We start from the raw sequence: 20,568 nt of genomic DNA on the forward strand, positions 1-20,568 counted from the left end.
CAAATTATTGACTCATGAAAAACGAAAAAGGTGATCTAGTTACTATTTTTATGCGCTAGGTGCAGTATCATGTGCCACATAAGTCAGGACGGATTTTCCAGCCAAAAATTCTGATGAATGGATTCTAGATTGCAGAAATGGCTAATAAATAACTTTATTATCAGAATTATCATCTAAGGATCCTGCTATGGCTACCCTATCTGATGCTCCAAAAACAGCAAACCCAGCCACTCGTATTGAAGAAGATCTATTAGGTCAACGTCATGTCCCTGCAGATGCGTACTACGGTATTCATACGCTACGTGCGATCGAGAACTTCAACATCTCTAATATGACCATCTCTGACGTACCAGAATTTGTACGCGGCATGGTAATGACCAAAAAAGCAGCAGCGTTAGCAAACAAAGAACTTGGCGCTATTCCAAAAGACGTTGCAAACTACATCATCGAAGCGTGTGATTTGATCCTAGAAACTGGCAAGTGCATGGATCAGTTCCCATCAGACGTATTCCAAGGCGGTGCAGGCACTTCAGTTAACATGAACACGAACGAAGTGATCGCAAACGTTGCGCTTGAGTTGATGGGTAAAGAGAAAGGCCAATACGAATTTGTTAACCCAAATGACCATGTAAACAAGAGCCAATCAACCAACTGTGCGTACCCAACAGGTTTCCGTATTGCGGTATACAACAGCGTACACAAGCTAATGGAAGCAATTGAGTACCTAAAAGGCGCATTCGAACTTAAAGCCGTTGAGTTTAAAGATGTACTGAAAATGGGCCGTACTCAGCTTCAAGACGCAGTACCAATGACAGTAGGTCAAGAGTTCCATGCGTGGGCGGTAACACTAAACGAAGAGATTCGTGCTCTAGATTACACATCTAAACTCCTCCTAGAAATCAACCTAGGCGCAACCGCAATCGGTACTGGTCTAAATACACCAACTGGCTACCAAGCGCTTGCAGTAAAACACCTAGCGGAAGTAACAGGCCTTGACGTTGTTGCAGCAGAAGACCTTATCGAAGCAACGTCTGACTGTGGTGCATACGTAATGACTCACGGCGCGCTAAAACGCCTAGCAGTGAAACTATCGAAGATCTGTAACGACCTTCGTCTACTTTCTTCTGGTCCTCGTGCAGGTCTAAATGAATTGAACCTACCTGAAATGCAAGCAGGCTCTTCAATCATGCCAGCTAAAGTAAACCCAGTTATCCCAGAAGTAGTAAACCAAGTTTGCTTCAAAGTTCTCGGTAACGACAACACGGTTTCTTTCGCAGCAGAAGGCGGTCAGCTACAGCTAAACGTAATGGAACCTGTGATCGCACAAAGTGTGTTTGAGTCTATCTCTCTACTACACAACGCGTGTGTGAACCTACGTGATAAATGTATCGACGGCATCACTGTGAACAAAGAAGTTTGCGAAAACTACGTTTACAACTCTATCGGTATCGTCACTTACCTAAACCCATACATCGGCCACCACGAAGGTGACATCGTAGGTAAGATTTGTGCAGAAACTGGTAAGAGTGTTCGTGAAGTCGTGCTAGAGCGCGGTCTGCTTACAGCAGAGGAGCTTGATGAAATCTTGTCAGTAGAAAACTTCATGCATCCTACTTACAAAGCAAAACGTTACGAGTAATAACGAATCCGAAGGGGGCCACTCAGGCCCCTTTTTTAGGCTCTCATACGGTTAACCACATTTTTTATATGCTTTTATTGCCGCTAAACCACTAGGTTCTCATTCTCTGAGCATTTACTCCTGTTCCTGAGTGTTCAAAAAATCAGAATCAAATAAAAAACTAAAGAGGTATCAATATGGTCATGGTCGAACTCTTCGTGGTTCTGCTCTTCATCTATTTGGGGGCAAGAATCGGTGGTATCGGCATTGGTTTTGCCGGTGGTGCTGGGGTCATTGCGTTGTCTTTGATCTTGGGCGTACCAACAAGCCAAGCTTACATTCCCGTTGACGTAATTTTGATCATCATGTCTGTAATCACCGCTATCGCAGCAATGCAAGTAGCTGGTGGTTTAGACTGGATGGTGCAAGTTGCTGAAAACTTTTTGCGCAAGCATCCTGAGCGCATCACCTTTTATGCGCCTATCGTAACTTACCTAATGACATTAATGGCGGGTACTGGCCACACGGCATTCTCTACTTTGCCAGTGATTGCAGAAGTAGCGAAAGGCCAAGGCGTGCGCCCTTCTCGTCCACTGTCTATCGCGGTCGTAGCATCGCAAATCGCTATCACCGCATCACCAATCTCAGCGGCTGTTGTAGCGTTCGCGGCAATGCTGCACCCATTTGGCGTTGACTACCTAACACTACTAGCAATCTGTATCCCAACGACGTTCATCGCGTGCATGATCGGTGCGTTCGTGGCGAACTTCATGGGCTGTGAGCTAAAAGACGATGCTGAATACCAAGAGCGTCTAGAAAAAGGCTTAATCAAGCTAAATACAGAAGCAAAACGCGAAATCCTACCAACAGCGAAGAAAGCAACATTCATCTTCCTAGGCGCAATCGCATTTGTCGTGTGTTACGCAGCAGCAATTTCTGGCTCTGTTGGCCTTATCGAGAACCCTGCTCTAGGTCGTAACGAAGCTATCATGACGGTAATGCTAGCAGCTGCGGCAGCTATCGTAATGAGCTGTAAAATCGATGCTGGCAAAATCCCAGCCGCAGCAACATTCCGCTCTGGTATGACAGCATGTGTGTGTGTTCTTGGTGTGGCATGGCTAGGTTCTACGTTCGTTAACGCGCACGTTGACGGCATCAAAGAAGTTGCGGGTGCGCTACTAGCAGACTACCCATGGATGCTAGCACTCGTTCTATTTTTCGCTTCAATGCTGCTTTACTCACAAGGTGCAACCACTGTTGCGCTGATGCCAGCAGCACTAGCAATCGGTGTCGCACCACTTACCGCAGTTGCATCTTTCGCAGCAGTAAGTGCGCTATTCGTGCTGCCAACTTACCCAACGCTACTTGCCGCGGTTGAGATGGACGACACGGGTTCAACTCGTATCGGTAAGTACGTATTCAACCACCCATTCTTTGTACCTGGTGTGGTAACCATCGCTTCTGCGGTAGCACTTGGCTTCGCATTCGGTGGTCTACTGATCTAGTAGAAACAGAGTCTTACTCGGGGAGCTTCGGCTCCCTTTTTTATTCCCTGTTGTCTTGATTTATGCTCAATAAATCTTCATTTTCATGAAACTTATTGACTCGCCTCCGGGTCTGATTGAGTTACACTAACGGCAATTATCTAAGATGAATTGACTCTTTTATGCGCGCATTACTTTCCGTTTTACTCTTAGGGCTCATTACCTTTTCCACTCCGTCTTTAGCTTTATTTGGCAAAGACCAGTTTAACAGTAGCCAGAACAACAGTTTTGGTAGCAGCAGCGACAGCTTTGTTCCGGTTGATCAGGCGTTTCCATTTAACTTCTACCAGCAAGATGACAAATTGATGCTCGATTGGCAGGTACGTGACGGGTACTACCTATATCAAGAGCGCTTGTCTGTAGCTGGTGAGAAAGTATCGCTAGGCGAACTGCAAATGGAAGACGGCACACCGCATAAAGATGAATTCTTTGGTGACGTGCATATCTATACTCAACCTCTCTTCGTTAATGTACCAATGCATGATTGGCAAGACGGTGCGCGCGTGGTGGTGCAATACCAAGGTTGTGCGAAAGCAGGCTTCTGTTACCCGCCAGAAACTCGCGTGATTCCTATCAGCGCGTTTACTTCGTCGAACTCAGATTCAACAACGGCGACAACTGCATCAAAAGCAGAACAGGCACCAACAGCAACGCCACCAGCGGCGCCACCAGCGGCGCAATCATCTACGTCTGGTGACACATCATCGGCGCCAGTAACACAGCAAGATAGCCTTGCAGCCAACCTTGCTGATAACTGGTGGACACCACTTCTGTTCTTAGCGCTTGGTGTGGGCTTGGCGTTTACACCTTGTGTGCTGCCGATGTACCCAATTCTGACCAGCATAGTGCTTGGCAGTGGCAAACTAAGCCAACGCCGTGCGCTAGGCTTGTCATTCGTCTACGTGCAAGGCATGGCGCTGACTTACACCCTACTCGGCCTTGTGGTGGCATCTGCAGGTATGCAGTTCCAAGCGGCAATGCAACACCCTTATGTGCTGATTGGCTTGAGCGTACTGTTCATCGCACTCGCTTTGTCTATGTTTGGTCTGTACTCATTACAGCTACCAAGCAGCGTTCAAACATGGTTGAATAACTTAAGTAATAAGCAAAAGGGTGGCAGCAGTGCAGGCGTATTCGCCATGGGGGCGATTTCTGGACTGGTTTGTTCTCCTTGTACCACGGCACCTCTGTCTGGTGCGCTACTTTACGTGGCACAAAGCGGCGATTTGCTGACGGGTGGTATCGCATTATACGCGCTGGCGATGGGCATGGGTATTCCGCTTATTCTTGTTGCAGTCTTCGGCAACAAACTGCTACCAAAAGCAGGTGGTTGGATGGACCGTGTGAAAACACTCTTCGGCTTTATTCTGCTTGCCGCGCCTATCTTCTTACTAGAACGCATCATGCCAGAAATGTGGTCAACGATTCTGTGGTCAGCACTGGGTATTGCTGCTTTTGGTTGGCTATACCACATCAAAAACAGTCTAGAGTTTGGTGGCTGGAAACAAAGTGCCGTGGGCATAATCGCCGTCTTAGGTTTGCTAGCCTCAGCACAACCTATCTTAAATTACTGGTTTGGCAACAGCACAACACAAACTCAGCAAGCCACTGTTAGCTTTACTCGCATTGCTAACGTGGCGGAGCTTGAAGAACAACTGGCACTTGCGAAAGCGGCAGGTAAACCCGTCATGCTCGATTTCTACGCCGATTGGTGTGTAGCATGTAAAGAGTTTGAAAAGTACACCTTCCATGACCCAAGCGTCGAAGCCAAACTGCAAGACTTCGTTCTTCTGCAAGCGGACGTGACCAAAAATCAAGTGCAAGACATCGAACTACTGAAGCACATGAATGTACTTGGTTTACCAACAATTGAGTTTTGGGATGCCAGTGGCGAACACGTTTCAAACGCTCGTTTGACGGGCTTTATGCAAGCCGAGCCTTTCTTAGAGCATATCAAGCAGTTCTGATAACCAGATATTCAAACGCCAGTGATGTCCACTGGCGTTTTTTATTGCTCAGATTTGAATAAGAACATTGCGTTTATATGCAATTTTCCTAATAAAAGTCGATTTGGTTCAGACTTTTAGCGAATAAATATTGTCCACTCTCTCAAAGCTGGACAATAATAAATTTAACGAAATAGTCAAAAGTGTTTAACGTCATGGATTCGACCTACACCATCATTATTGCAGATGATCACCCACTCTTCCGGAATGCCTTGTTTCAATCTATCCACATGGCTATTAGTGGTGCAAATTTGCTGGAAGCGGACTCACTCGACGCACTTCTGGCTTTGTTGGAGCGAGAGGAAGAGCCAGATTTAGTGCTATTGGATCTCAAAATGCCAGGAGCAAATGGTATGTCTGGCTTGATTCATTTGCGAGCAGAGCATCCAGATTTACCTATCGTCGTCGTTTCAGCGAGTGAAGAGCCGGCGATCGTGACGCAGGTGAAAAGCCATGGTGCGTTTGGTTTTATTCCCAAGTCCAGCGACATGCGCGAATTAGTGAACGCGCTCAATCAAGTGCTGAATGGCGACCCATATTTCCCTGAAGGGTTGATCACCAATAACGCGGCATGTAATGACTTAGCGGAAAAGATTGCTGCGCTAACACCGCAGCAATATAAAGTGTTGGGAATGTTGTCCGATGGCTTGCTGAACAAGCAAATCGCTTACGAATTGAATGTTTCAGAAGCCACCATAAAAGCGCACATGACAGCGATTTTCCGTAAGCTCGGCGTAAAGAACCGCACGCAAGCCGTGATTATGCTGACGGAAATGAGCGACTAGATTGACGTCTTATCATCAGACTTACTTTTTTCGTTTGGCAATCGGATACCGACTTTAGTGACCTGCTGATCAACAACATCAGCGACGATCCAATGCAAACCTTGCCACTCGAAATGGTCTCCCAATACTGGCGTGCTACCTAATTGCTCTTCGACAAGGTTTCTCAAACTTTTATCCAGCGGTTCATCCCCCAGATTCAAACCATACATCACGGCAATATCGGCAAGCTTCACTTCAATATCGAGGAAGAAGTCACCGAAGAATCGCGCTAGCGACGCTTTCTCTGGGGCTTCACTAAACAGTAAGCTCAGTGCATCTAAATCCTTTTCTTGTGCTAATACACACAAGGTATCATCTTCCTCAAGACGCGTACTGCCGGATGGGTGCAATAGCTCTTTACTGCGAAATACAGCGGCGATACGCGTTCCTTCCGGCATCGAAAGACTACGTAATGGCTCACCAATGCACCATTTATCTGCTTTAAGTCTATAGATAAACAGCTCCCACTCACTGGTCGGGTAAATCTCTACACCCGTACGCGAAATTGGCTCAGGCTTAGAAGGTAGCTCGACCTTTGCAAGAGACATCGCCTTAGTCAACGTGCCCCCTTGTACTATCAAAGACACCATTACTACAAAGAATGCCAAATTGAAGTACAGTTGAGCATCTGGCAACCCTGCCATCATTGGAAATACCGCGAGGATGATAGGTACAGCGCCACGCAATCCTACCCAAGAGACAAACCACTTTTCACGTGGCGTGAAACTCTTGAATGGCAGTAAACCAATCCAAACTGAGATTGGTCGGGCAAACAAAATCATCCCGAAAGCAAGCGCAAGACCTGGCAACGCAATAGAGAGTAAATTGGATGGTGTAACCAACAAACCAAGCACCAAGAACATACCAATTTGAGCTAGCCACGTCATACCATCTAAAACATGAAGAATAGAGTGGCGGCTGCGTGTTGGACGGTTACCTAATAAAAGACCAACGAGGTAAATCGACAAAATACCACTGCCACCCAAAGTGTTAGATAAAGCGAAAATAAGCAAGCCACCACTGACCGTTAAAATAGAATACAGCCCATCTGGTAATTGATTGCGATTGATAACTTTCCATAAGATCCAGCCACCAGCGAAGCCAAGTAACGCGCCGATACCAAACTGCTTAAGAAAACTGAACGCCAAAAAGCCCGCACTTAAATCTGCGCCAGGGTTCGCTAAAATAGCAATCAGAGTTACGGTCAGAAACACCGCCATTGGGTCATTGGTGCCGGATTCAATTTCCAGCGTTGAACCCACACGTTCGTTCAGGCTACGACCTTTGAGTAGAGAGAAGACCGCGGCAGCATCGGTGGAACCAACAATCGCACCAACCAATATGCCTTGCAATAAATCTAAGTCGAATAACCACGTTGCCATCAGCCCGGTCAAAATGGTGGTGATCGCAACGCCAAATGTCGCCAAAGAGACCGAGGGCCATAACGCAACCCTAAAGCTGGCGACCCGCGTTCTCATCCCACCATCAAGCAAAATGATGGCTAATGCGAGGTTACTAACCAAATAAGCGATGGAAAAGTTATCGAATAAAATGCCGCCTAAGCCGTCTTCCCCCGCTAGCATTCCAACGGCTAAAAATACCAAAAGAATTGGGATCCCCAACTTAGAAGACACTGGGCTTAAAAGAACGCTAAGTGCGATTAACAACGCACCTATTAGAAAAAAACTGTTAATGGTGTCTGCGTCCATTCTCACCCTCCCTTAATGAAAAACGATAATAATTGTGATGAGCAAGGCTACTTCGTTAATGAGGTAATGCCCTAATCTGCCTCCCCTTTACACCGTCTCAAAATGCGAGGTTGTACGAGAATGACTCAGTTATATTACTTTATTGTGCGTTAAAACGGTGATTTGATGCGAAAACTTTATGTAAATAAATTACTTGTGAGCTTTCTTATCTACGCCTTCTCTCTTTAAGAGCCACAAGATCACCACCAATACTTACACAGAATCTCCAAGTTCAATGAAGAAAAGATTAATGGCCAGTCTTAATCATGCTTGTTTATCCAATCAACCTTTAGACCTTTGGCTAACTTAACAGTTTATTAACATAACATTTTACCCCTTTATTCGCTGCAAAAGCCCATAGTATGGAGGTTCCTCATTTTTAACACCCCGACTAAAGTTGAAAAGAGTTATTGCCAACACCTTGCTAATGTACATATTGAAACATTTCATTAACAACAATACCAATCGTAAGGAGACGGCAATGGCATTTGAAAGCGAAGAAAGAGCCAAAGCCTATTGGGACAAAAACGTGAAGCTCATGATCGGCCTAATGGTCATCTGGTTCGTCGTGTCTTTCGGCTGCGGCATTTTATTTGTCGACGTACTAAATCAATTTCAACTAGGCGGCTACAAACTCGGTTTCTGGTTTGCTCAACAAGGCTCCATCTATGCCTTCCTAGGAATTATTTTCTATTACGCATGGAAGATGCGCCAAATTGACCGTGAATTCGGCGTGGACGAATAAGGAGTCACTCAGATGGATTTGAAAACTATTACTTACCTGGTCGTTGGCGCCACGTTCATCCTGTACATCGGGATTGCTATTTGGGCTCGCGCCGGCTCAACCAAAGAGTTTTATGTTGCTGGTGGCGGTGTAAACCCGATTGCAAATGGTATGGCAACCGCAGCCGATTGGATGTCCGCAGCGTCGTTTATCTCAATGGCAGGCTTAATTGCCTTCATGGGCTATGGCGGCTCCGTATTTCTAATGGGTTGGACTGGTGGCTACGTTCTGCTTGCGCTGTTGCTAGCGCCTTACCTACGCAAATTTGGTAAGTTTACGGTGCCAGAGTTTGTTGGTGAACGCTTTTACTCCAACACAGCACGTATCGTAGCGGTTGTTTGTCTTATCATCGCATCAGTGACTTATGTTATCGGTCAGATGAAAGGCGTAGGTGTTGCGTTTGGTCGCTTCTTAGAAGTGGATTACTCCACCGGCCTATTAATTGGTATGTGTATCGTTTTCATGTACGCGGTTCTTGGCGGCATGAAAGGCATCACTTACACGCAGATTGCTCAATATTGCGTACTCATTCTTGCTTACACTATCCCTGCAATCTTTATCTCTCTGCAACTCACTGGTAACCCAATCCCACAAATTGGTCTGGGGAGTACCATGGCTGGTACCGATGTCTATCTACTCGATCGGCTTGACCAAGTGGTGACCGAACTCGGATTCAGTGAATACACGACCCAAGTACGTGGCGACACACTTAATATGTTTGTCTACACCATGTCACTGATGATTGGTACTGCCGGTCTACCACACGTAATTATCCGTTTCTTTACCGTGCCGAAGGTTCGCGACGCACGTACATCAGCAGGCTGGGCTCTGATCTTCATCGCAATCCTTTACACTACTGCACCAGCGGTATCAGCGATGGCTCGCCTCAACCTAATGAATACGGTAAATCCAGCTCCGGGTCAACACCTAGCGTATGACGAGCGTCCTGCGTGGTTCAAAAACTGGGAAACAACTGGACTACTCGGTTTTGACGATAAAAATGGCGATGGCAATATCCAATACACTTCAGATGCGTCCACCAACGAACTGCGCGTTGATAACGACATCATGGTATTGGCTAACCCAGAGATCGCTAAACTACCAAACTGGGTGATTGCACTTGTGGCAGCAGGTGGTCTTGCAGCTGCACTATCTACCGCAGCAGGTTTACTACTCGCCATTTCTTCAGCTATTTCCCATGACTTAATCAAAGGGGTTATCAATCCGAACATATCCGAGAAAAAAGAGCTACTTGCTAGTCGAATATCAATGGCAGTAGCGATAGCAGCCGCAGGCTATCTCGGTTTAAATCCGCCTGGATTTGCCGCAGGTACGGTAGCACTCGCCTTTGGTCTTGCCGCTTCATCCATCTTCCCTGCATTGATGATGGGCATCTTCAGCAAGAGCATCAACAAAGAAGGCGCAATCGCCGGTATGATTGCAGGTATCAGTATTACGCTGTTCTACGTATTCCAACACAAAGGCATCCTTTTCGTTGCTGATTGGAAATATCTAGAAAGCTGGGGAACAAACTGGTTCCTGGGTATTGAGCCAAACGCGTTTGGTGCTATTGGCGCACTATTTAACTTCATCGTCGCATTCGCTGTCTCCAAAGTAACTGCAGAAACGCCACAAGAAGTAAAAGACCTAGTCGAACACGTTCGCGTGCCAGTAGGTGCTGGTAGTGCAGTGGATCACTAAAAACTAATCAAAACCACAAAAGCCCCGTTTGGAACCAGCCGTCCGGGGCTTTTTTATTCTCACTTTTCAGTTACCATATTCGCAGTATGTCGTTGCAAGGAAGCCAAGATGTTCAAAAACAAGCACTTTATTCTCGCTCTACTGATTGCGCCAGTTCTCTCTTTGATCGCTTACTTCGGTACCGATATGGCCCTCAGCGAGAAGCCCCACGCGGCGCAAGAAGGGGAAACTTACAAACTCGCGAGTAAGTCTAATTGTCGTTACACCAGCGGTCTGTGTGATATGGAAAATGGCGATTTTAAAGTGAAATTTCGCTCGGAAAAACTCACTAAAAATAACTTAGAATTGTCACTCAACGCCGCTTACCCACTCGAAGGGGTTAAAGTTTCTATTGTGAGTGACAAAGAGAAAAACGCTCAACCGATTGATATGAAGCCCGCCGATCAAGCAGGCCAAAGCTGGTACATCACCTTACCAAAGCCTGCATCTGCAGAAAGCTGGTTAAGAGTCGTCATTCAATCAGGCGGCACACTGTATTATGGTGAAACGCAAACCGCATTTGTGAAGTACGAAACCTTATTTACTGAATAACGCTGACAAGCTAATTCACTGGTCTTCAAATGACAGTGACTTAGTTTCACTCAGCATAAATGAACTCCTACTCAGCCGACGCCTTTGCGTCGGCTTTTGTTTCCGTAAGTCTTTCTTCAACAACCTCTTACTGTAAAAAGGGTTGCCAACTCACAAGTTAATTGATAATAATTATCATTACATTTAATGAGAGGTGGTTATGGACAACAAACGGGACATCTTTAACGCATTTTTTAAAGCCCAAGATAGATTCCTTCTCGCCGCACCACATGGCTTTGAGCCAGACGTGATTCATGACTATATTCATTGGGGAATGGTGTTGTCTTCCTGTTATGAACACGATGCCGATGAAGAAAATCTATTGTTGTGTGAGCTGTTTTTACGTCAGGTTTATTTCCATTTACTAGACGCAATTCAAGACTCAACTCGCAGTCGTATCTTCCGTCGTGTCTGTCTCGATTCTATCCATACGCCATTATTTTGCCTCAAACGCTATTACTACCAGTTTGAACAAGGCGACGTGAAATTTCTCGCACTACAACAACAATTACGCCTGATTCAAATCTCACTCGATTAACCAAAAGGATCCCTACCATGAGCACCGAATTCCGCATAGAAACTGACAGTATGGGCGAAGTAACGGTCCCTGCAGATGCTCTCTACCAAGCCCAGACTCAACGCGCCGTCGATAACTTCTCATTCAGTCAACATAAAATGCCATCTGGTTTTATCAAAGCGTTAGCACACATCAAGCAGACTGCGGCACTCACCAACGCACAGCTAGGGCTGCTTGAGGGAGATATTGCCAACGCGATTGCTGACGCAGCTCAAGCAATTATCGAAGGCAATCATATTGAGCAATTCCCAATTGACGTGTTCCAAACGGGATCTGGCACTAGCTCAAATATGAATGCGAATGAAGTAATTGCAACACTGGCCTCCCAGCATCTAGGCGGCACTGTCAGCCCTAATGATCACGTCAACATGGGGCAAAGCAGCAACGATGTGGTACCAACGGCCATTCAAGTTAGCGCAGCATTAGCCATCGAAAAACAGCTCTTCCCGGCCCTGTCACACCTCAGCCAAACACTAGAGTCTAAACAGCAAGCATTGAAAGATGTTGTAAAAACCGGTCGCACCCACTTAATGGACGCGATGCCAATTACCTTTGCTCAAGAACTTGGCGGTTGGCAGTTCCAAATCGAGCATGCAAAACAAGCGATTGAACAAGCTCTTCCTGCTGTAAAAGCCTTAGCCCAAGGTGGTACGGCGGTTGGAACGGGGATCAATGCCGATCCACGCTTTGCAGACTTATTCGCTAGCAACCTAACCCAGTCAACTCGTATTCAGTTCACGGCCAGTGATAACTTCTTTTTCAATTTAAGCAGTCAAGATGCGATCGTCGCTCTGTCGGGACAGCTCAAAACAGCAGCAGTTGCGATCATGAAGATCGCAAACGATCTTCGTTGGATGAATTCAGGCCCATTGGCTGGTTTAGGTGAGATTGAATTACAAGGCTTGCAACCGGGTTCTTCCATCATGCCTGGCAAAGTAAATCCTGTGATCCCAGAAGCCGCAGCGATGGCATCAGCGCAAGTCATTGGTAATGACACCACCATTACCGTCGCAGGCCAAGCGGGCAACTTCCAGCTTAACGTCATGCTGCCAGTTATTGCTCATAACGTATTGGAGAGCATCGAGTTACTCTCTAACAGCGCAACCGCTTTAGCTGACAAAGCCATTACGACGTTTGAAGTTCGCCAAGATAACTTGGATGTAGCACTCGCCAAAAACCCTATTTTGGTCACGGCTCTCAACCCGGTCATTGGTTACCTAAAAGCGGCAGAAGTCGCGAAAAAAGCCTACAAACAGGGACGCGCGATTATTGATGTCGCGGAAGAAGAAACTGATTTGGATAGAGCCACACTAGAGCGATTGCTTAATCCAGCCAAACTGACCCAAGGCGGCGTCGCAGAATAAACGGCAAACTCAGCCTATCAACTAAGATTACAAACATCGAGACCTCCATTCGGAGGTCTCTTTTATAGCGATTTTTCAAACACTCCAATCCTAAGCGACTCGATTGAGCACCGAACGCAACTTAAGCGGCTTAACTGGCTTAGCAATAAAGCTGAACCCATTTGCTTTGATGCCATCAAGCATATCATCGGTACGATCTGCACTGATGATGACGCCTTCAAAGCTGTGGCCTAATCTCAGGCGGCATTGCTGTAGCACTTCTAAACCAGTACGACCATCATCAAGTCGGTAATCGGAGAAAATTACATCCGGAATCCAACCATCCTCAAGCGCTTGTAGACTTTCAACTAAATCAATCGCAACTCGTGTATCGCAACCCCATCGGGAAAGTAAGTTTTCCATGCCGACTAGAATGTCAGGCTCATTATCGACACAAAGGATTCTCAGATGACCAAGTTCAGATTGCTTATTCATCGCCACGTGAACTGGATGAGGCTGAACATGATCAGCTTTATCTAGGGTGATGGAAAAAACACTGCCTTTTCCAACCCAAGAGCGCATCGAAATTTCATGCCCAAGTACCTGAGCAATTCCTTTCGAAATCGCCAAACCAAGTCCGAGACCTTGGTCGGAACGAACTTGAGTTCCGCGATTAAACTCTTCAAAAATCTCTTGCTGCTTCTCTTCTTCAATCCCCACTCCATTATCCCATACATCAATACGCACTCGCCCTTTCACGCGGCGAACACCGAGTGCGACTTTGCCATTCGGGTTATAACGAAACGCATTGGTCAGGAAGTTTTGCACCACACGGCGCAGCAGTTTGGGATCCGACTTAACCATGAGTGAGGACGGAATCATGGTGAACTCTATACCTTGCTGTTTGGCTAACGCACTAAACTCAGCATTCAAATTCGATAACACATCATTTAACGCAAAGCCATGCACGTTGACTTCCAACTTGCCCGATTCCAAACGCGAGATATCCAGCAAATCTCCAATTAAGTCTTCGGCAGCCTCTAAAGCACTTTCAATGTGTGCTGACAGCTTTTTGGCTTCGCTGTCTTTGGCGACTTCCGATAGTGAAGATGCGAATAGACGCGCCGCGTTGAGCGGTTGCATCAAGTCATGGCTTACTGCCGCCAAGAACCGTGATTTGGACTTCGATTCCAAATCCGAGCGCTGCGTCGCTTCCACCAGCTGCTTGTTGAGTTGTTCTAATTCTCGAGTCCGCAGACGTACCCTTTCTTCCAATGTCTCGTTGGCGTCTTTCAGTGCTTGCTCTGCATCACGGAATACGGTGATGTCGGTAAAGCTCATCACAAAGCCACCACCTGGCATTGGGTTACCTTGCACCTCTATCACGCGACCATCGGGACGAACCCGAGAAGAGGTGTGCCGAGTCCCTTGCTCAAGGTGATAAACACGGCGACGGACGTGGTCATCAGGGTCACCAGGGCCACACAACCCCTGCTCTGCATTGTGCCGAATCACATCCGCAATCGGTCGACCTACTTGAATCAGGCCTGGCGGAAATTCAAAGAGTTCTAAATAGCGTTGGTTCCACGCAACCAAGCGTAGTTGCTTATCGACGACCGCAATACCTTGTCCAATATGCTCAATCGCGCCTTGGAGTAAACCCCGACTAAAATCGTACAGTTCAGAGGCTTCATCGACGATAGTCGCCACCTCTTCAAGCTGCATGTTTCTTCCTTGCAGAGCGGAAGTAAGTACTAACTTAGCAGAAGATGCTCCAAATACCCCTGCTAGCACACGCTCCGTATGCCGAATCAGAGAAGATGGCGCTTGTTGATTCGGCATCAACTCTTCTCGTTGCTGGCTCCAGTAGGCTTGAAACGCCGCTTTAACTCGCGTTCGTCCTACAAATCTGGATGCTAGCATTTCCAGTTCTGCAACCGTAACGCGGCTCTGGTACAGACTCATATTTTCGCTTTCAGGCAACGGTGTACCAACGAATGATGCCGATTGTAAGCGCTCACTTAGGCTTGGTCGGGTAGCCATAGAAACCACAACAAAACACACTGCATTAGCGACCACGCTGAGGATCATCCCCCAATCTGAAATCGCGATATCAAAGCTAGCCAATACCTCTGGTGGCGTAATCAACCAGATCAGGAAGTTATTACTGGCGTCTCCGGCAAGCATGTCTGTTTGGCTCATTAACGTAATCAACCAGGTAGCAAAACCCACCGCGAGGCCAACATACACACCTTTCTTATTCCCTTGACGCCAATACATACCGCCAACCAGCGCAGGAGCGAATTGCGTGATAGCCGCGAACGATAGAAAGCCGATAGCAGAAAGTGAATGAATGGTGTCCAACGCTTGATAGAAACACCACGCGCCAATCAACAAAACTAAAATCAAACCACGGCGGATCCGCAGTAATAATTCAGAAAAATGGTGATGGTTACGCTGCGTCAGTCGCATGCGACGCAATAGCAATGGCATAACCAAGTCATTCGAGACCATGATCGCTAAGGCAATCGTCGATACGATAACCATGCCACTTGCCGCTGAAGTACCGCCTAGAAACGCAAGCAAGGCGATTTCACTCGCCCCTACCGACATCGGCACACTGATGACATAAGTATCAGGCGAAGCGCCACTCAAGAGACCTTGCCCTACCCATGCAATAGGTAAGACAAAAATCCCCATTAAGATCAGATAAATGGGGAACAACCAACGCGCCACGTGCAAATCTTGAGCGCGTTCATTTTCCACGACCATCGTATGGAATTGTCGCGGAAGGCAAACTATCGCCAGCATCGTGAGTACAGTATGAATCAATATAGTCGGGATATTTGGTGACTGATACGTCTGTGCGGCAACATCAATTAAGCTCAAACTCTCGGTGTTCATCGCCAACCAAACAATGAAGACACCGACCACTAAAAAAGCCAGCAGTTTGATAATGGATTCGAAGGCAATTGCCATCATCATCCCACGATGGTGTTCCGTGTTATCAATGTGGCGGGTACCGAATAGCATCGTAAAAATCGCCAATGCGACCACAACAAACCACGACACGCTATCATTTTGATAACCAAAATCAGTAGCCAGCTCTGGAGCAATGATTTCAAGCCCCATAGTGATACCACGCAGCTGTAAAGCGATGTACGGCAAAATTCCCGCAACCGCTATGAGCGTAACAACCACGGCCAAACCTTGGGATTTACCGTAGCGTGCTCCGATAAAGTCAGCAATCGACGTGATGTGTTCCCGTTTAGCAATCAAAATAAGCCGAGCTAAAACGCGCCATCCGATGGTAAACACTAAAATGGGGGCAATATAGATGGGCAAGAAAGACCAAGGGTTACTGCTGGCCTGCCCGACCGTGCCGTAGAAGGTCCACGATGTACAGTACACCGCAATGGAAAGGCTATAAATCCAAGGCCGCCAGCGCGCTAGCCACCTTTTCTGAATGTCGCCGTACCACGCGATGATAAATAAAGCTCCCAAATACGCTAAAGAAACGGGAACCACCAGCCATCCTTGCATCCGATATCCTTTCTTGCCTTTCTTGCTACTTTTAAAGCAAGAGAATAAAAAAACCTCTCCATGAGGGAGAGGTTTCATTTAACACTGCTTTGATAAAGGAGACAAAGCTTAGTTTTTAACCTTTGTTACATAAGTCTAATTCTGTGTTTCAAGTGGCTTGTCTGATACATCAACCACCTGATGTGGGTCTTGCGAATCAAGCTTGATGAACAGAGCCAATAACCCCATCGCGGCCATGCCCCAGAACACAAGCGGTCCCCAGTGCTCATAACCCCAACCACTCAATACGGTCATTAACGCGATAAATGCGCCCAACGGAATCGCGTTATACAACGCTTGCAACGCTACGATCTTATTTTCTTCGGAGTTTTGGATATATTGGATCGCGGCAATGTGTGCGGTAGCGAAAGTCACACCATGTAGTAGTTGAACAATCACCAAAGCAATAATTGATGTTGTCGACGCCGTAATACCCCAACGCATCATGACACCAACGGCAGCAGCAATAAACAGCGCGCGTATTGACCAACCTACGAATAAGCGCTTACTCAATGCAAACACTGCCACTTCTGCGGCCACTCCTAAGCTCCACAAGTAGCCAATGACATCTTCCGAGTGACCGGCGGCCTTCCAGTGAATCGCACTAAAGCCGTAGTAAGCCGCATGACTGCCCTGAATTAGTGACACCAACACTAAGAATTTTAGTATCGGCTTGTCAGTCAAAAGAGCGGTCAGCTTTGGGCGTTCTGCGCTTTGCCCACCGTGCGTTACAGGCATTGGGTTAGTCGGTCGCATAGCAAACAGCAACGAGATAAACACGCCGAACATCGCAGTGTACAAGATCATATCGGAGCCAAATTCAGCCACCAGGTAGCCCACTGCCGTCGAGCCTGCGATAAAGGCGATCGAACCCCATAGCCGCGTGCGGCCATAATCGAGCATTTTCAGGCGAGCGTAGTAATTTGCCATCGCGTCCGACAACGGAATAATCGGTCCACAACAAAGATTGAACAACACTGTCGCTAGTGCCATTAACCAAAAGCTACCACCCGTAAAAAAGTGAAATCCAACAAAAAGGAGGGCAGCGAAACTCAACCAACGTAAAGCAGGCATAAGATGTTCGACTTTGTGTACTCGTGGGGTGATCACGATATTGGCAACACAACGTGTCGCAAGGCCTAACCCGACCAGCAAACCGATATCTGTCGAAGATACGCCCTGATCCTTAAACCAAAGTGACCAAAATGGCAGATACACGCCATACGCAAAGAAGAATCCGAGAAAGTACTGGGAAATCCAGCCATACGGAGAAGGTTTCAACATTACTAATATCCTAAAACGGGAACACCAACGTTCGAGCCGGGAATTATGGATCGCCATGCGTATTATAAAAAGGGAAGAATAAGAAACTTATCGTTTCCTCGATGGAATACTAACTTTGCGACATTTGGCATCTTCAAGCGAAAACATCGTAATTTAGACCAAAGTCGTCTGGCTTCCGGTAAGAAATTTGTCAGACTTAGAGAGTGTTCCTTCCATCATTATTGGGTGTTCTCATGCCTGACAAATTTAACATGCAATCTCCACCGTTCGATCGCTTAACTGAAGCACAACAAACGCGACTGCGATCCTCTCTGGACGTCGCCTACTATCGAGCTCGAGATGTTATTTTATCCTGCGGACAGAAGAACCCCCACTTACATATTCTGATCAAAGGCGCGGTAGAAGAGCGCTCCAACGATCAACAGGAAGTGTTCGCACATTATGCCAACGACGATATGTTCGATGTACGCTCGTTACTTGAAGACAAGGTACGTCATCACTACATCGCGCTTGAGGACACGCTCTCTTACCTACTGCCGAAAGAAGTTTTCCTTGCCCTTTACAACGAAAATGGCCAGTTTGCAGCCTATTTCGATAACAATTTATCGAAACGGCAAGAGCTCATCGAAGCGGCCCATCAACAGCAAAACTTAGCGGAGTTTATTCTCACTAAAGTTGACCGCAGCATTTATCACCCACCGATGATCCTTGAACCAAATACACCAATTAACGAGGTAACGCGTGCCTTAAAAGAAAATGGGATTGACGCTGCATTGGTTCAACTCCATGGCGATGATCCACGATTGGAAAAATGGCCATCAGCCCACCCGTACGCAATAGTGACTCGTACTAATATGCTGCATTCTGTGATGATAGATGGTTGCGCGCTCGACACACCAGTGGGTGAGATCGCGAGCTTTCCTGTTTATCACGTTGATGATGGTGACTTTCTATTCAACGCCATGATCACAATGACCAGAAATAGAATGAAACGCCTCATGGTATGTGAAGGCAACAGAGCCGTCGGCATGCTGGATATGACCCAAATTCTCAGCGCGTTCTCAACCCACTCTCACGTGTTAACGCTCAGTATTGCTCGAGCAAGCAGCGTGGAAGAGCTCGCTTTGGCCTCAAACCGCCAACGTCAATTGGTCGAGAGCTTATTGAAAAACGGCATCCGCACTCGCTTCATCATGGAGCTTATCTCAGCCGTAAACGAACAAATTATAGAGAAAGCGTTCGAGTTAGTGATACCACCAGCCTTGCACGACCATTGTTGCTTGATCGTACTCGGCTCTGAAGGCCGAGGAGAGCAAATTCTCAAAACCGATCAAGACAATGCCCTGATTATTCAAGATGGTCTGGAATGGCCTCATTGCGAACAAGTGATGCAATCCTTCACACACACCCTACAACAGCTCGGTTATCCACTTTGCCCTGGTAAAGTGATGGTTAACAACCCGAAATGGGTCAAAACACAGCAAGAATGGATAAGTACCCTAAACCACTGGATAGCTAAAGCCGAACCAGAACAAATCATGGACTTAGCCATTTTCAGTGACGCCCATGCTGTTGCTGGGAATTGCGAGCTGCTGGCTCCAATTGCGGCGCATCTTCGTGACACAATGAAAGATCGCATGTTGATATTGTCTGACTTTACTCGCCCTGCCTTGCAGTTTTCGGTGCCCCTAACTCTATTTGGCAACGTAAAAAGTGCTAAAGACGGATTGGACATTAAACGCGGCGGTATTTTCCCAATTGTACACGGCATTCGCGCCTTGTCTTTGGAGTATGCCATTGAAGAGAAGAACACGTTTGAACGCATTGAAGCTCTGAGAAATAAGCGCATCTTAGAACCCGAAACAGCAGATAATCTCAACGAAGCACTAAAATTGTTCTTTAAACTTCGCCTTAATCAGCAACTCAAAAAGCAAGAAGCGTTGAATAACATTGATATTAAACAACTGGATAGAACTGAGCGTGATTTGCTTCGCCACAGCTTACATGTGGTGAAGAAATTTAAGCAATTTTTAGGCTTCCATTATCAAATTCGTGATTAACCCTGATTTTCATAAATCACAGAGGCGTAGGCAATGAACTGGTTACAACGCAAATACTGGCACTACAAACTGAAAGGTTCGCCTTATCAGTCGCTGTTTTGCACGCCAGATAAAACAGAATACGTCTCTCTTGACTGCGAAACCACCAGCCTTGACCCAAATCGCGCCGAGCTGGTTACTATTGCAGCCACCAAGATCATCGACAACCGCATCATCACCAGTCAACCATTTGAAGTCCGCTTACGCGCTCCGCAATCGCTCGACTCTGGCTCGGTCAAGATCCATCGAATTCGCCACCAAGACTTAGCCGATGGCATCAGTGAAAAAGAGGCGCTGCTCGAGCTGCTCGACTTTATCGGCAACCGACCACTTGTGGGCTATCACATTCGTTACGATAAAAAGATCTTAGACCTTGCTTGTCTGCGGCAACTTGGCTTCCCACTTCCTAACCCACTTATCGAGGTCAGTCAGATTTATCACGATAAGTTGGAACGACATTTGCCGAATGCCTATTTCGACTTAAGTCTGGATGCCATTTGTAAACACCTCGAACTTCCTATCCAAGACAAACACGACGCCTTGCAAGACGCGATTTCTGCCGCTTTGGTCTTTGTCCGCTTAACGAAAGGCGATTTACCCAACCTAACCGCGCCGTATACATAAAAATCAGTTGACCTAGCTCCCAGAAATACTTTTGTTTCAGCGATTTCCCGGCGCTTCCATCACTCTCATCCTAAAGTCTAATTGTGGAAATACGCGCGGTGACTGACAGTTATAAGCACAACGTCGTCATTACCACGACCAAGTTATTTAGAACCAAAAAACAGCCCTACAAAAATATATTCAAAATCTTATCTAGATTGGTGT

Annotated in this window: 14 protein-coding genes; 11 read left to right on the forward strand and 3 right to left on the reverse strand. The window is 46.7% G+C overall.

Translation table 11 applies throughout. The features are described from left to right. Window positions 1-187: 187 nt before the first annotated feature. The 4 genes from aspA (at window position 188) to L3V37_RS19405 (ending at window position 5,953) form a co-directional block, all read left to right on the forward strand. The gene (aspA, locus tag L3V37_RS19390) at window positions 188-1,639 is read left to right on the forward strand and encodes an aspartate ammonia-lyase (RefSeq protein WP_005382379.1); all 1,452 of its coding nucleotides are present in this window, start codon (window positions 188-190) and stop codon (window positions 1,637-1,639) included. A gap of 176 nt (window positions 1,640-1,815) precedes the next feature. Next, window positions 1,816-3,123, forward strand: coding sequence for an anaerobic C4-dicarboxylate transporter (locus tag L3V37_RS19395; RefSeq protein WP_005382378.1), 1,308 nt, complete (start codon window positions 1,816-1,818; stop codon window positions 3,121-3,123). Window positions 3,124-3,284: 161 nt separating this feature from the next. Beyond that, complete coding sequence (locus L3V37_RS19400; RefSeq protein ID WP_237306804.1) at window positions 3,285-5,129, forward strand: protein-disulfide reductase DsbD; 1,845 nt, start codon at window positions 3,285-3,287, stop codon at window positions 5,127-5,129. 194 nt (window positions 5,130-5,323) lie between these two features. Beyond that, complete coding sequence (locus L3V37_RS19405; RefSeq protein WP_005382375.1) at window positions 5,324-5,953, forward strand: response regulator transcription factor; 630 nt, start codon at window positions 5,324-5,326, stop codon at window positions 5,951-5,953. Here L3V37_RS19405 and L3V37_RS19410 read toward each other — a convergent pair. Beyond that, window positions 5,950-7,701: a potassium/proton antiporter gene (locus tag L3V37_RS19410; RefSeq protein WP_005382374.1), complete on the reverse strand. Its 1,752-nt coding sequence runs from the start codon at window positions 7,699-7,701 to the stop codon at window positions 5,950-5,952. The genes L3V37_RS19405 and L3V37_RS19410 overlap by 4 nt on opposite strands. Window positions 7,702-8,221: 520 nt before the next feature. Here L3V37_RS19410 and L3V37_RS19415 point away from each other — a divergent pair. The 5 genes from L3V37_RS19415 (at window position 8,222) to L3V37_RS19435 (ending at window position 12,796) form a co-directional block, all read left to right on the forward strand. Then, on the forward strand, window positions 8,222-8,485 hold the full coding sequence (locus L3V37_RS19415) for a DUF4212 domain-containing protein (protein ID WP_005382373.1): 264 nt from the start codon (window positions 8,222-8,224) through the stop codon (window positions 8,483-8,485). A 12-nt stretch (window positions 8,486-8,497) separates the two neighbouring features. After that, window positions 8,498-10,225, forward strand: coding sequence for a sodium:solute symporter family protein (locus L3V37_RS19420; RefSeq protein ID WP_005382372.1), 1,728 nt, complete (start codon window positions 8,498-8,500; stop codon window positions 10,223-10,225). Between the two features lie 108 nt (window positions 10,226-10,333). Beyond that, a complete protein-coding gene (locus L3V37_RS19425) occupies window positions 10,334-10,816 on the forward strand; it encodes a hypothetical protein (RefSeq protein WP_005382371.1) in 483 nt (160 codons plus the stop codon). Between the two features lie 199 nt (window positions 10,817-11,015). Further along, window positions 11,016-11,393 carry a hypothetical protein gene (locus tag L3V37_RS19430; RefSeq protein ID WP_005382370.1) on the forward strand — a complete coding sequence of 126 codons (378 nt, stop codon included), beginning with the start codon at window positions 11,016-11,018 and terminating at the stop codon, window positions 11,391-11,393. Between the two features lie 17 nt (window positions 11,394-11,410). Further along, entirely contained in the window at window positions 11,411-12,796 is a 1,386-nt protein-coding gene (locus L3V37_RS19435; RefSeq protein ID WP_104975663.1) for a lyase family protein, read from the forward strand. A gap of 90 nt (window positions 12,797-12,886) precedes the next feature. Here L3V37_RS19435 and L3V37_RS19440 read toward each other — a convergent pair whose 3' ends face one another. Together L3V37_RS19440 and L3V37_RS19445 are read right to left on the reverse strand one after the other, a co-directional pair. Then, window positions 12,887-16,318: a PAS-domain containing protein gene (locus L3V37_RS19440; RefSeq protein WP_154204972.1), complete on the reverse strand. Its 3,432-nt coding sequence runs from the start codon at window positions 16,316-16,318 to the stop codon at window positions 12,887-12,889. A gap of 135 nt (window positions 16,319-16,453) precedes the next feature. Beyond that, window positions 16,454-17,641, reverse strand: coding sequence for a 3-phenylpropionate MFS transporter (locus L3V37_RS19445; RefSeq protein WP_005382367.1), 1,188 nt, complete (start codon window positions 17,639-17,641; stop codon window positions 16,454-16,456). A gap of 233 nt (window positions 17,642-17,874) precedes the next feature. Between L3V37_RS19445 and L3V37_RS19450 the strand changes: the two genes are divergently transcribed. Together L3V37_RS19450 and L3V37_RS19455 are read left to right on the forward strand one after the other, a co-directional pair. Next, the gene (locus tag L3V37_RS19450; RefSeq protein ID WP_237306806.1) at window positions 17,875-19,701 is read left to right on the forward strand and encodes a DUF294 nucleotidyltransferase-like domain-containing protein; all 1,827 of its coding nucleotides are present in this window, start codon (window positions 17,875-17,877) and stop codon (window positions 19,699-19,701) included. Between the two features lie 33 nt (window positions 19,702-19,734). Next, entirely contained in the window at window positions 19,735-20,364 is a 630-nt protein-coding gene (locus L3V37_RS19455; protein WP_237306808.1) for a 3'-5' exonuclease, read from the forward strand. Window positions 20,365-20,568: the final 204 nt, after the last annotated feature.

The organism is Vibrio sp. D54, assembly GCF_021728075.1.
GTDB lineage: Bacteria > Pseudomonadota > Gammaproteobacteria > Enterobacterales > Vibrionaceae > Vibrio > Vibrio alginolyticus.